General features: G+C 68.6%; 14 protein-coding genes. 11 read left to right on the forward strand and 3 right to left on the reverse strand.

Annotated features, from left to right (window positions below; genetic code table 11):
* Position 1: 1 nt before the first annotated feature.
* The 3 genes from ACOADB_RS08010 (at position 2) to ACOADB_RS08020 (ending at position 2,725) form a co-directional block, all read left to right on the forward strand.
* A complete protein-coding gene (locus tag ACOADB_RS08010) occupies positions 2–1,075 on the forward strand; it encodes a glycerate kinase (RefSeq protein ID WP_378597434.1) in 1,074 nt (357 codons plus the stop codon).
* A gap of 35 nt (positions 1,076–1,110) precedes the next feature.
* Positions 1,111–2,241 carry an NAD(P)-dependent alcohol dehydrogenase gene (locus ACOADB_RS08015; RefSeq protein WP_378597435.1) on the forward strand — a complete coding sequence of 377 codons (1,131 nt, stop codon included), beginning with the start codon at positions 1,111–1,113 and terminating at the stop codon, positions 2,239–2,241.
* 127 nt (positions 2,242–2,368) lie between these two features.
* A complete protein-coding gene (locus tag ACOADB_RS08020) occupies positions 2,369–2,725 on the forward strand; it encodes a HesB/IscA family protein (protein WP_056710524.1) in 357 nt (118 codons plus the stop codon).
* Positions 2,726–2,812: 87 nt separating this feature from the next.
* Here the strand turns inward: ACOADB_RS08020 and ACOADB_RS08025 are convergent, their stop codons facing one another.
* Positions 2,813–3,025 carry a hypothetical protein gene (locus tag ACOADB_RS08025; RefSeq protein ID WP_378597436.1) on the reverse strand — a complete coding sequence of 71 codons (213 nt, stop codon included), beginning with the start codon at positions 3,023–3,025 and terminating at the stop codon, positions 2,813–2,815.
* Positions 3,026–3,165: 140 nt separating this feature from the next.
* Between ACOADB_RS08025 and ACOADB_RS08030 the strand changes: the two genes are divergently transcribed.
* On the forward strand, positions 3,166–4,098 hold the full coding sequence (locus ACOADB_RS08030) for a carbohydrate kinase family protein (RefSeq protein WP_378597532.1): 933 nt from the start codon (positions 3,166–3,168) through the stop codon (positions 4,096–4,098).
* An 18-nt stretch (positions 4,099–4,116) separates the two neighbouring features.
* Here ACOADB_RS08030 and ACOADB_RS08035 read toward each other — a convergent pair whose 3' ends face one another.
* Positions 4,117–4,341: a sulfurtransferase TusA family protein gene (locus ACOADB_RS08035; protein WP_378597437.1), complete on the reverse strand. Its 225-nt coding sequence runs from the start codon at positions 4,339–4,341 to the stop codon at positions 4,117–4,119.
* A 2-nt stretch (positions 4,342–4,343) separates the two neighbouring features.
* Positions 4,344–5,462 carry a cysteine desulfurase family protein gene (locus tag ACOADB_RS08040; protein WP_378597438.1) on the reverse strand — a complete coding sequence of 373 codons (1,119 nt, stop codon included), beginning with the start codon at positions 5,460–5,462 and terminating at the stop codon, positions 4,344–4,346.
* Between the two features lie 193 nt (positions 5,463–5,655).
* Between ACOADB_RS08040 and coxB the strand changes: the two genes are divergently transcribed.
* From coxB to ACOADB_RS08075, 7 genes are all read left to right on the forward strand, one after another.
* Positions 5,656–6,477, forward strand: a complete 822-nt coding sequence (gene coxB / locus ACOADB_RS08045; protein ID WP_378597439.1) for a cytochrome c oxidase subunit II — start codon at positions 5,656–5,658, stop codon at positions 6,475–6,477.
* Complete coding sequence (gene ctaD, locus ACOADB_RS08050; RefSeq protein WP_378597440.1) at positions 6,474–8,228, forward strand: cytochrome c oxidase subunit I; 1,755 nt, start codon at positions 6,474–6,476, stop codon at positions 8,226–8,228. Before coxB ends, ctaD begins: the two co-directional genes overlap by 4 nt.
* Entirely contained in the window at positions 8,228–8,659 is a 432-nt protein-coding gene (locus ACOADB_RS08055) for a cytochrome c oxidase subunit 4 (protein WP_378597441.1), read from the forward strand. Before ctaD ends, ACOADB_RS08055 begins: the two co-directional genes overlap by 1 nt.
* Positions 8,660–8,765: 106 nt before the next feature.
* Complete coding sequence (locus tag ACOADB_RS08060) at positions 8,766–9,974, forward strand: L,D-transpeptidase (protein ID WP_378597442.1); 1,209 nt, start codon at positions 8,766–8,768, stop codon at positions 9,972–9,974.
* Positions 9,975–10,012: 38 nt separating this feature from the next.
* Positions 10,013–11,173: a glycosyltransferase family 4 protein gene (locus ACOADB_RS08065; RefSeq protein WP_378597443.1), complete on the forward strand. Its 1,161-nt coding sequence runs from the start codon at positions 10,013–10,015 to the stop codon at positions 11,171–11,173.
* Entirely contained in the window at positions 11,170–12,264 is a 1,095-nt protein-coding gene (locus ACOADB_RS08070; protein ID WP_378597444.1) for a glycosyltransferase family 4 protein, read from the forward strand. The genes ACOADB_RS08065 and ACOADB_RS08070 overlap by 4 nt, the downstream gene beginning before the upstream one ends.
* Positions 12,261–12,887 (forward strand): class I SAM-dependent methyltransferase, encoded by a 627-nt coding sequence (locus ACOADB_RS08075; protein ID WP_378597445.1) that lies wholly within the window; start codon positions 12,261–12,263, stop codon positions 12,885–12,887. The genes ACOADB_RS08070 and ACOADB_RS08075 overlap by 4 nt, the downstream gene beginning before the upstream one ends.
* The last annotated feature ends 4 nt before the right edge of the window (positions 12,888–12,891 follow it).

Below are 12,891 nucleotides of genomic sequence, written 5' to 3' on the forward strand. Positions count from 1 at the left end.
GGTGGCCCCTGACAAGTTCGCCGGCACGCTCACCGCGGTCGAGGCGGCCGAGGCGATCGCGGCCGGCTGGCGACGCCACGCCCCCGACGACGAGGTCGTGCTGGCCCCCATGTCGGACGGCGGACCGGGCTTCGTCGACGTGCTCCACGCGTCCCTCGGCGGCGACCTCCTGGCCGTCACGGTCGAGGCACCTCCCGGCCACGAGGTCCCGGCGACGCTGTTGCTGGTCGACCGGACGGCGTACGTCGAGAGCGCCCAGGCCTGCGGCATCCACCTCACGGGCGGCAAGCTCGGGGAATTCGGTACGACGGTGGGCGTCGGGTCCCTCGTCCTGGAAGCCATCAACGCGGGAGCCGAGCGGGTCGTGGTCGGACTCGGCGGATCCGGCACCATCGACGGGGGAGCGGGGCTGCTGGCCGCGCTCGGCGCATCGGCTGACGTCGCCCTCGACGTCGGCGGCATCTTCCTCAACGGCGTCACCAGCGTCGACCTCAGCATCGCCCGCGGGCTCGTCGACGGGGTGGAGATCATCGCCGCGACCGACGTCGACAACCCGCTGACCGGACTGTTCGGCGCCAGCAAGACGTTCGGTGCGCAGAAGGGGCTCGACGAGGAGATGCAGGTCGTCATGGACGGGTACCTCGAGGAGTTCGCAGTCGCCACCGACCGTCGCCTCGCACTGGCGCCCGGCGCGGGTGCTGCCGGCGGCCTGGGCTTCGCGCTGATGCTGCTCGGCGGGACGCGCGTCAGCGGCATCGGCCTGGTCGCCGACGCGGTGCGCCTGGCCGAGCAGGCGGCGACGGCCGACCTGGTCATCACGGGCGAAGGCGCCTTCGACTTCAGCAGCCGGGCCGGCAAGGTCCCGGCCGGCGTCGCCGCCATCGCTGCCGACGCCCTGCGCCCGTGCGTCGCCCTGGCCGGCCAGGTCCTGGTCGGCTCCCGGGAGATGCGTGCGCTCGGCATGGACGCGGCCTACTCCCTCGTGGACGCCGTGGGGGAGGAGCGCGCCTTCGCCGATCCGGCCGGTGCGCTCACGGAGCTGGCCGCGCGCGTCGCGCGGACCTGGTCCAGCTGATTCCCGAAAAGTGGAACATGTTCTAGATTGCTCGGGTGACTGAACCCCTGCGCACCACTGCCCTCGTCGTCAACGAGCCCGGCGGCGACTTCGTCCTCACCGACGTGCACCTCGAGGCACCCCGGGCCGACGAGGTCCTGGTGCGGGTCGTCGCGACCGGCCTGTGCCACACCGACCTGACCGTGCCCACGATGCTGCCCGCCGAGATGATGCCGACGGTGATGGGGCACGAGGGCACCGGCGTCGTCGAACAGGTCGGCGCGGACGTTGCCGGGATCAAGGTCGGGGACCACGTCGTCATGAGCTTCCGTTCGTGTCGTGCATGCGACGCGTGCAAGGAAGGACACGTCGGCTACTGCGAGCAGTCCCTGCTCCTCAACTACATGGGCATGCGCGCCGACGGATCGACCACGATGACCAGTGCCGACGGCGAACGCGCCGGACAGACCGTCTTCGGCAACTTCTTCGGCCAGTCCAGCTTCGCCCGCCACGCCCTCGCGTACGCCGACAACTGCGTCGTCGTGGACAAGTCCCTCGACCTGGCCCGGCTGGCTCCCTTCGCCTGCGGCTTCCAGACAGGCGCGGGCACCGTGCTCAACCTCCTGGACCCCGCTCCCGGGGAGTCGCTCGTGGTGTTCGGTGCCGGCGGGGTCGGCCTCGCCGCCGTTGCGGCCGCGCGCGGCAAGGGCGTCGAGACGGTCATCGCCGTCGACCCGCTCGCCGCGCGTCGAGCCCTCGTGGAGGAGTACGGCGCCACGGCCATCGACCCCACGGCGGACGGTGCCCCGGCCGTCGAGGAACAGGTCCGGTCGCTCACGGCCGGCGGGGCGTCGTACGCGATCGACACGACGGCGCTGCCCGCGGTCGTGCTCCAGGCGCAGCGGTCGCTGCGCAACCGCGGGATGCTGGTCGCGCTCGGGCTGGGTGCACCGGAGTACATGATCGACGCGATCGACCTGTTGTCGACCGGCAAGACCGTCCGGTCCTCGGTCGAGGGGGAGTCCGACCCGCTGGTGACCATCCCGGAGCTGATCGCGCTCCGCGAAGCGGGCAGGTTCGACGTCGATCACCTCGTGACGACGTATCCCTTCGAGCGGATCGCGGACGCCATAGCCGACACGAAATCGGGTCTCGTGGTCAAGCCCGTCCTCGTCTGGGGGGAATAACCACAACTGTGCGACCATTGGGTCCAGTAGAACCCCTTTCTGACACGACTTTGGAGTGAGCATGAGCGACGCCTGCTGCGGTGGCGGACACAGCCACGAGGCCGAGGCCACCGGTACGACGACGACCATCGCCGAGCCGGTCTCCTTCGACCGCCGTGAAGACCAGATCAACATCAGCCCGGTTGCTGCCGCGAAGGTGGCCAGCCTGCTCGAGCAGGAGGGTCGCTCCGACCTGCAGCTGCGGATCTCGGTGCAGCCCGGTGGCTGCAGCGGCCTGCGCTACCAGCTCTTCTTCGACGAGCGGACCCTCGACGGCGACGTCGTGACCGACTTCGACGGCGTCGGCGTGGTCGTCGACCGGATGAGCGTCCCCTACCTCAACGGTGCGGTGATCGACTTCGTCGACACCATCGAGAAGCAGGGCTTCACGATCGACAACCCGAACGCCACGGGTTCGTGCGCGTGTGGAGACTCGTTCAACTGAGTCCCCCATACAGAAAGCCCCCGCCTCGGCGGGGGCTTTCTTGCGTCGGTGGTCGAGGAGGTCGCGGGGCGACCGTCTCGAGACCTGTCAGTCCAGGTGGAGCTGGAGGGCGTTGGCGAGGCGCTGGGCGGCCTCGGAGATCTCGATGCCGCGCTTGGGCATCTCGCGGGGGAACTCATCGAAGTGAATGCTCGGCGCAGGACGCGTGGCCTTGACGGCCGCCCGGGCGAGCTGGCGGTTGACCGCCTCGCAGTCGGCGTGCAGGTCGCTGGGGGCGGCGATCTCTTCGTACGGGGTCATGCTTCGACGCTAAGCGTTACTCCTGGGTAGACCCAGTGGGACCGCCCCAACTTCGTGTTACGTCTCCGATAACCTTCCGTGTCGTGACTGCACCCACGGGCTCCCTCCTGATCGCTGGATCCATCGCGACCGACCATCTGATGACGTTTGCCGGCAAGTTCTCGGACTCGCTGGTGGTCGATCAGCTCGACAAGCTCTCGGTGTCCTTCCTGGTCAACGACCTCGAGATCCGCCGTGGGGGAGTGGCGCCGAACATGTGCTTCGGCCTCGCGCGCCTGGGGCTGCGTCCGGTGCTCGTCGGGGCGGCCGGCGAGGACTTCGCCGACTACCGCTCGTGGCTCGAGCGCAACGGCGTCGACTGCGACTCCGTCCACATCTCCGACAGCAAGCACACCGCGCGCTTCGTGTGCACCACGGACACGACGATGGCCCAGTTCGCGTCGTTCTACCCGGGCGCGATGAGCGAGGCCAGCCTGATCGAGCTGGCCCCCATCGTCGAGCGCGTCGGTGCGCCGTCGTACGTCCTGATCGGTGCCGACGACCCGGCCGCGATGAAGCGCCACACCGAGGAGTGCCGTCAGCGCGGCTACCCGTTCATCGCCGACTGTTCCCAGCAGCTCGCCTTCGCCGAGGGCGACCTGATCCGCGACCTCATCGAGGGTGCCGCGATCCTGTTCTCCAACGAGTACGAGTCGCACGTCATCGAGAAGAAGACCGGCTGGAGCGCCGAAGAGGTGCTCTCCAAGGTCGACATCCAGGTCACCACGCTCGGCAAGGACGGCGTCCGGGTCACCACCAACGACGGCACCTCGTTCGAGATCCCGGCCGCCAAGGACGTCGCCGCCCTCGAGCCCACCGGTGTCGGTGACGCGTTCCGTGCCGGCTTCCTGGCCGCCCTGTCCTGGGGCTCCTCGCTCGAGCGCGCCGCCCAGGTCGGTTGCGTCCTCGCCGCGTACGTCGTCGAGACGGTCGGCACCCAGGAGTACGACTTCACGACGGAGCAGTTCGTCGACCGGGTCCGTGACTCCTATGGCGACGACGCCGCGGACGAAGTGGCCAAGTTCGTCATCTGAGCCGGTCGGCTGAGCCGGTCAGCTGAGCCGGCGGACGGTGTAGCGGGGCAGGTTGTCGTCGGCGAGGTCCTCGCCGACGTACTCCTGACCCCGCATCCGGCACCACGCCGGTACGTCGTATCGGGCTGCGGGGTCGCGGGCGACCACGGCCAGCAGGTCGCCCACCGCGACCGACGGCAACGCCTTCGCCAGCTCGATGATGGGGCGTGGGCACGGGAAGTCCCGGCAGTCGAGCTCGAGCACGGTCACAGGCCTGCCCGCGCGCGGATGGCGGTGACGGACTCGACCAGCGCGGCACAGAACCCGTCGACCTGGTCGTCGGTGGTGTCGCGGTCCAGGGACACCCGGACGTTGCCATGGGTCAGCGCGCCCATCGCGGCGAGCACGTGGCTGGGTTCCAGCGTCGAGGCCGTGCACGCCGACCCGCTGGCGACGCCGTAGCCGCGCTGCGCGAGGTCCGAGACGATCTCGTCGCCGCCGACGTACAGGCAGGAGAACGTCACGAGGTGCGGGAGCCGGTTGACCGGGTCGCCGACGACCTCGGTGTCGGGGAGCGCGGCGGCAGCCTCCCGGATCCGTTCGACCATCCGGAACTGACGGGTCACCACCTCCTCCCGTTCGGCCAGCACTGCCTGGAGTGCGGCCGCTGCGGCGAGGGCCGCCGGCACGTTCGGGAAGCCGCCTGTGTTGTCCAGTCCGTCCTCGCCGGGGAACGGGCTGGTCCAGCGCGTGCCGCGGCAGACCGCGAGTATCCCGACGCCCGCCGGGCCGCCCCACTTGTGGGCCGACGCGGTGAGGGCGTCCCACCGCTGTGGGAGTACGACGTGCCCGACTGCCGCAGCCGCGTCCACCAGGAGCGGAACGGTCGCCGGCAGGTCCACCTCGTCGACAGGCTGGAGCGTGCCGACCTCCTGGTTGGCGGCCTGCAGGGCGACCACGGCGACGCCTACGCGCCGCGATGCCTCGGCCAGCATGTCGAGGTCGACCCGTCCGGTGCGGTCGACCGGCACGCTCGCGTGTGCGGGGGAGGGACGCCACTCGGCCGCATGCAGGACCGAGGAGTGCTCGATGGCGCTGTGCACGATCCCGGTGCGCCCCGTCGCGGCTGCGAGGCCCAGGAGCCCCCGGTGCACGGCGTCGGTGCCGGAGGCGGTGAAGCCGATCTCGTCGGGGTGCGCGCCGAGGCAGTCGGCGACCACGGCACGGGCGTTGTCGAGGAGCAGGCGCGCGTCCCTGCCGGGTCCGTGCAGGCGCCGCGGGTCGCCGTACCCCCGCTCGAGCGCAGCGAGCAGCGTGTCGCGCGCGGCGGGGTGCAGGCGCTGCGACGAGGCCGCGTCGAGGTACACCTCAGGCGTGCTGCTCACAGGGGCGACGATAGATCAGGGACAGGGGAGCCGCGTGAGCACGCCGCGCCGCGTCCGAACCACTGACCCCACGCCCCGCACGAGTCCCGTCTCCGCTAGTGTTCGCAATTGTTCTGACCCTCGAGAGGAAGGCTCGTTCGTGGGCTGGTGGCTACCCGAGCGCTCGCGTGGATCCCGACGGCATGTGCGTCGCGTGATCCCGCTCGCCGGCATCGTCGTACTCGCGTTCGCGTTGTCCGGATGTTCGACCGATACCCAGTGGGAACGGGTCGGCATGCCGGAAATCGTGACCGTGCAGGGTGAGCACATCCTCCTGCTGTGGCAGGGCGCGTGGATCGCTGCGCTCGTCACGGGCGTGATCACGTGGGCGCTGATCATCGGCGTCCCGATCTGGTTCCGTCGTCGTAGTGACGACGAGGTCCCGGTCCAGACGCGCTACAACCTGCCGATCGAGATCTTCTACACGATCTTCCCGATCGTGATGGTGGTCGCGTTCTTCGCGCAGACCGTCCGGGTGCAGAACATCGCGCTCGAGCACGACCCCAACCCGGACGTCATCGTCAAGGTGGTCGGCCAGAAGTGGTCGTGGACGTTCAACTACCCCGACACCGAGGCGGCGGACGGCAACAACGTCTTCGTCAGCGGCACGGGCGAGGACATCCCGCAGCTGGTCATTCCGGTCGACAAGACCGTCGAGTTCCAGCTGTACAGCCCCGACGTGATCCACAACTTCGGCATCCCGGCCTTCGCCATGCGCATGGACGTCGTTCCCGGCAACGACAACTCCTACCAGGTGACCCCGACCGAGATCGGTGTCTACGACGGCAAGTGCTACGAGCTGTGCGGCGCCTACCACTCGCGGATGCTGTTCACCGTCGCCGTCGTCTCCGACGCCGACTACGAGGCCTACCTGGCCAAGCTGGCCGCTGACCCCGAGCACGTCTCCGAGGAGCCCGTCGACGGCGGCGTCTACTCCGAGAACCTCATCCACGACGACGAGGGAGGGCACGAGTGACCGCGACTGCCACTCGCTCCGCGGACCTCACCGAGCGCAAGCCGCTCGGGCAGCAGGTCGTGCGGGTGCTGACCACGACCGACCACAAGCTGATCGGCAACCTGTACTTCGTCACCGCGATGGGCTGGTTCATCGCCGGCGGCATCATGGCGCTGCTGATCCGGTCGGAGCTGGCCTACCCGGGCAGCCAGATCGTCAACGAGGAGCTCTACAACCAGCTCTTCACGATGCACGGCACGATCATGCTGCTGCTGTTCGCGACGCCGCTGTTCTTCGGCTTCGGCAACGCGATCATGCCGCTGCAGATCGGCGCGCCCGACGTCGCGTTCCCGCGACTGAACATGTTCAGCTACTGGCTGTACCTCTTCGGCGGCCTCATCGCCGGTGCCGGCTTCCTCACCCCGCAGGGCGCCGCGTCCTTCGGCTGGTTCGCCTACACGCCGCTGTCCGACTCGGTGAACAGCCCCGGCGTCGGTGGTGACCTGTGGATCATGGGCCTGTGGATGGCCGGTCTGGGCACGATCCTGGGTGCGGTCAACTTCATCACCACGATCATCTGCATGCGCGCTCCCGGCATGACGATGTTCCGGATGCCGATGTTCGTGTGGACCGTGCTGATCACGGCGATCCTCGTGCTGATCGCCTTCCCGATCCTCGCCGGTGCACTGCTCTCGCTCGAGGCCGACCGCCAGCTCGGGGCCCACGTCTTCGACACCTCGACAGGCGGCGCGATCCTCTGGCAGCACCTGTTCTGGTTCTTCGGGCACCCAGAGGTCTACATCATCGCGCTGCCCTTCTTCGGGATCATCTCCGAGATCCTTCCGGTGTTCAGTCGCAAGCCGCTCTTCGGGTACGTCGGCCTGGTCGGCGCCACGCTGGGCATCGCGATCCTGTCCGTGGCCGTGTGGGCCCACCACATGTTCGTCACCGGCGCGGTCAACCTCGCGTTCTTCTCCGGCATGACGTTCCTGATCGCGGTCCCGACGGGCGTGAAGTTCTTCAACTGGATCGGCACGATGTGGGGCGGGTCCGTGCGCATGGACACACCCATGCTCTGGTCGGTCGGCTTCCTCACGACGTTCCTCTTCGGTGGCCTGACCGGCATCATCCTGGCCAGCCCGCCGCTGGACTTCCACGTGTCCGACTCGTACTTCGTGGTGGCGCACTTCCACTACACGGTCTTCGGAACCGTCGTGTTCGCCATGTTCGCGGGCTTCTACTTCTGGTGGCCGAAGCTCACCGGACGAATGCTCGACGAACGACTCGGCAAGATCCACTTCTGGCTGTTGTTCGTCGGCTTCCACACGACCTTCCTCATCCAGCACTGGCTGGGCATCGAGGGCATGCCGCGTCGTTACGCGGACTACCTGCCCGGCGATGACTGGGAGGTCCTGAACCAGGTGTCGACGATCGGTGCCTTCGTGCTCGCGTCCTCGATGCTGCCGTTCTTCTACAACGTGTACGTCTCCCGCAAGAGCCCGCTGGTCAACACCGACGACCCGTGGGGCTGGGGACGGTCGCTGGAGTGGGCCACGAGCTGCCCGCCGCCGCGGCACAACTTCCACACCCTCCCGCGAATCCGCTCGGAGTCTCCCGCGTTCGACCTCCACCACCCGGAGATCGCCGCGATCGAGATGTACGACAACCCGGCGGAGTTCGACGGTGGTGGCACGGGCGACCTGCCGGACACCGAGGGTCGCGCGGAGCACCTCGACGAGCAGATCAAGAAGAACCAGGACGGTGACCACTGATGAAGATCGAAGCCTGGATCTTCGGCCTGACCACGATCTTCCTGGTCCTGGTCTCGCCGGCCTACTGGTTCATCACGGACGCGGGTGAGCGTTGCGGCAAGGAGAACTGCGGCGACTGGACGGGCACCTCGGCGCTCGTCATGACCACGCTGCTCTGCGCGATGATGACGCTGTACCTCGGCTTCCACGCCCGGCGGATGGACGCCCGGCCGGAGGACCGCAAGGACGGCGAGATCGCTGATGGCGCGGGCGAGCTCGGCTTCTTCCCGCCGTACTCGTGGTGGCCGCTGTGGTGCGCCGCTGCGCTCGGCGTGATCGTGTTCGCCGTGGCCGTCCTGGCCTGGTGGCTCGTGATCATCGGGTTCGTCCTCGGCGCGCTGGCCGTCCCGGGCTGGATCTACGAGTACTACCGGGGCGAGTACGCCCACTGAGCGCTCGCTCAAGCTGGATTCCGTTGGCGGTGTCCCACCTCACGGTGTGACACCGCCAACGTGTTTCCAGCCGTTCTGGTGAGGTTGTGGCAGGTACCCTTCTCTGGTGTCCACCACGTCCCGTCGCGCCACTTTGATGCGCTCTTTTGCCGTCCTGTCCATCGTTGCGGTGGTCGCGGCCGGTTGCGACGGTTCGGGCGTGCTGCCCGGCGCAGGTGACGACAAGACCGCCGAGACGACGGCTGCTGCCGCGGTCCAGGCGACGGTGCACACCAACATCAAGCCGGGTGCGACCAACGTCCCGGTCGACAAGATCCTGCGCGTCGCGGCCGTGGACGGAACACTGAAGACCGTCACGGTCCGATCGGCTGCCGGCCCGCTGAAGGGCAAGGTGGACCCGGCCAGCGGACGCTGGATCGCCAGCGACCGGCTGGAGCCCGGCGTGCGCTACCGCGTCCACGCGACGGCCGCCAACGCCGAGGGCACCGAGGCCTCCAGCGACACGGTCTTCACGACCCGGGCGCTCTCGCTCGCGCAGCAGACCTACCCCTCCGTGTCGCCACTCGACGGTGAGAAGGTCGGGATCGGCATGCCTGTCGTGGTCACCTTCGATCTCCCGGTGACCGACAAGGCGGCCTTCGAGGCGAAGATGAAGGTCACCTCCACGCCGGTCCAGGCCGGCTCGTGGCGTTGGGTGGGTGACAAGGAAGCCCACTGGCGCCCGCGCGCGTACTGGAAGGCCGGCTCCAGGGTCAAGGTCAACATCGACATCAACAGCGTCTCGGCGGGCGGTGGCGTCTATGGCCAGGAAGACCGCGACATCGCCTTCACCGTCGGCGACGCCCACGTCTACAAGGTCAACGCCAAGACCCACCGGATGAAGGTCATCTCCAACGGCAAGCTGCTGCGGACCATCCCCATCACGACGGGCAAGGCGGGCTTCATCACCCGGTCGGGCACGAAGGTGATCATGGAGAAGTTCGCCACCCGCCGGATGAACTCCGAGACCGTCGGCATCCCGGCGGGCTCCTCCGAGGCCTACGACCTCGATGACGTGAAGTGGGCGATGCGCCTGACGAACTCCGGTGAGTTCATTCACGCCGCCCCGTGGTCGGTCGGCTCCCAGGGCCGCGACAACGTCTCCCACGGCTGCACTGGCATGAGCACCGCCAACGCCGCGTGGCTCTACAACATGACCCGCCGGGGCGACGTCGTCGAGTACGTCGGCACGAACCGTCCGATGGAGTCCTGGAACGGGTACGGCGACTGGAACATCAATTGGGCCGACTACGCCGCAGGGTCCGCGCTCAGTTGAGCACCGAACTCGTCTTCCCGGTGTCGTAGGGACTTCGCGTGCGGATCGCTGTCGTCTACGACTGCCTCTTTCCGTGGACGGTGGGCGGAGGTGAACGCCTCTACCGGGCGCTCGCCGAGGAGTTCGCGGCCCAGGGTCACGACGTCACCTATCTGACCCGTCGCCAGTGGACGGGACCGACGCCCGTGGTGGAGGGGGTTCGGATCGAGGCGATCGCTGCGGAGGCAGACCTGTACGACGCGGTCGGTGCACGGCGTCTTCGGCCCGCCATCGGGTTCGCGCTGGCGCTGTTCTGGCACCTGGTCCGGCATCGTCGGCGCTACGACGCGGTTCTGGTCAGCGCTTTGCCTGCCACCAATGTGCCGGCGGTCCGCGCGGCGTTGGTCGGTTCCCGGGTGGTCGTCTGCAGCGACTGGCTGGAGGTCTGGCCACGCACGCAGTGGCAGGACTACAGCGGCCCTGTGGTCGGGACAGTCGCATGGATGGTGCAGTGTGTGGCGGCTCGGGTCAGTCCGCTGTCGACCTGCCATTCGGCGCTCACAGCCCGCCGGCTCGAGGAGAGCGGGGCGCGGTCCGCGCCTCTCCGGAGCCCGGGCTTGATCTTCGAGACGGATCGCGGTGTTCCACGACTGATCGAGCCGGCAGCCGCGCGCGTTGTGTTCGTCGGCCGTCACATCGAGGACAAGCGCGTCCAGGCCCTGCCGGGGGCGATTGCGTATGCGCGACGTTCATTCCCCGACCTCACAGCACAGGTGTACGGCGACGGCCCGCTGCGACCGGCGGTGCTCGCCGAGATCGAACGGCTCGGGTTGGCTGGGGTGGTGACTGCACCCGGCTTCGTGTCCCAGGCTGAGCTCGACGAGGCCGTTCGGGCTGCGTCTGTGCTGGTGAATCCGTCGGCACGTGAGGGCTACGGATTGGTGGTTGTCGAAGCTGCTGCCCTCGGCACACCTGTCGTGCTGGTGGCGGGGGAGGACAACGCGGCGGTCGAGTTGGTCGAGCACGGTGTCAACGGCGCGGTCGCCCTGTCGATCGCGCCGGAGGACCTCGGCGACGCGATCGTGGAGGTGGTTCGGGCAGGAGCTGGCCTGCGCCGTTCCGCCCATGCGTGGTTCGAGCAGGTGGCACCGACATCGTCCGTCGGGGTCACTGCCGCTCGGATTCTCGACGCGCTCGAGCAGCGTCGGGCCGTGCGATGACCGGCGCACTGAAGGTGGCCGTCGACCTCGTCTACTTCACTGGCCGCAAGGGCGGGACCGAAAGCTACGCGCGAGAGTTGTTCCCGGCGCTGGGCAAGGATCCGGGCCTTCGGTTCGTCGGTATCGCCAGCAAGGAACTGCGGGGCCAGGTCGTCGACTGGTTCCCGGGCGAGATGGTTCATCTTCCGGTGTCCGGCGAGAGCCGGGTGCAGTGGGCGGCGGCTGTCGCGTTCGCACTGGGCCCACGGGCACGCGCCCTCCACGCAGACCTGCTGCACTGCCCAGCCAACTTCGGCCCGGTGGTCCGGGCGTTGCCGACGGTGGTGACCGTCCACGACCTGCTGCCGCTACGCCACCCTGAGTGGGTGCCCGGTGGTCGGGCAGCAGCCGTCCGCTGGCTGTCGCGCCGCACCATTGCTGCGGCAGATCGGATCATTGCCGACAGCGAGGCGACCGCGAGTGACATTCGTCAGCTCACGGGGCGGGTGTCGCACGACATCGACGTGGTCATGCTCGGTGCACCGACCCCGCCCTTGGTCCGGCGCGCTGCGCTACCGGCACGCCCGTTCGTGCTGTCCGGCGGTAACCGGATGCCCCACAAGAACTTTGAGCGGCTCATCGAGGCATGGACCCTGATTCCCGAGGCCGAGCGGCCCCGTCTCCTGATCACCGGGAGCCACGGGGACGACCCACTCCGCGACGTCGTACGCCGGTGCCGGCTCGAGGACGATGTCGAACTGCTCGGCTGGGTCTCCGGTGACGAACTGGCCGGTCTGTATTCGTCGGCGAGTGCGTACGTCTTTCCCACCATGTTCGAGGGCTTCGGCCTCCCCGTGCTCGAGGCGATGGCCGCCGGCTGCCCGGTCATCGGATCGGACCTCCCCGTGCTCCGCGAGGTCGGTGGCGACGCGATGGTGTACTTCGAGCCGACGTCGCCCGTTGGCATCGCGAACGCCGTGCGACAGGTGGTGGGTGACCACGACCAGCAACGCGAGCTCCAGGCGGCAGGCCACCTTCGTGTCCAGCAGTTGACGTGGGAGCAGACGGCGTCGCGCACCGCTGACGTGTATCGACGACTCGCCCGTCGGTGACCATCGAATCCCCTAAACTCGCGCCCGTGGGTTATCACGAGTGGCACGCGCGCCCTGGTTACTACATGGACGTCGCACGGCACTTCGAGCAGGGCAGCAGCCTTCTCGACGTCGGGTGCGGCACCGGGTGGCTGTCTGCAGAGTTCCCGGCCTACGTGGGGTTGGACAACTCGCCTGCTGCGGTCGAGGCCGCGCAGCAGCGGGGGATCGACGTGCGCCTTGCCGACCTCGAGGCAGGTCTTCCCGTCGGCGATGCCGAGTTCGACGGTGCCGTGCTCAAGGATGTCCTGGAACACCTGCTTGATCCTGTAGGGCTCGTCCAGGAGGTGTATCGCGCGTTGCGGCCGGGTGGCACCGTCTTTGCCTCGTCACCGGATGCGCAGCGGTGGGTCTGGCACGACTACACACACCGCCGGCCGTGGACCCGGACATCAATGCGCCGTGTGTTTGCGGATCATGGATTCGAGGTGGTGCGGGTTTCCTACGAGAGCGTCGCGCCCGGGACGGGCATCGTGTCCGGGTGGTTCCCGCGCAAGCGGCGCCCACGCCTTCTCAATGTGCTCACCTGGCTGCCGGGCTGGCGCCGCAACGTGTGGATCCTGGCCAGGCGACCAGCGGACTGACAGA

The sequence above is a fragment of the Nocardioides sp. CPCC 206348 genome, assembly GCF_048654705.1.
In the GTDB taxonomy this organism is placed as follows: domain Bacteria; phylum Actinomycetota; class Actinomycetes; order Propionibacteriales; family Nocardioidaceae; genus Nocardioides.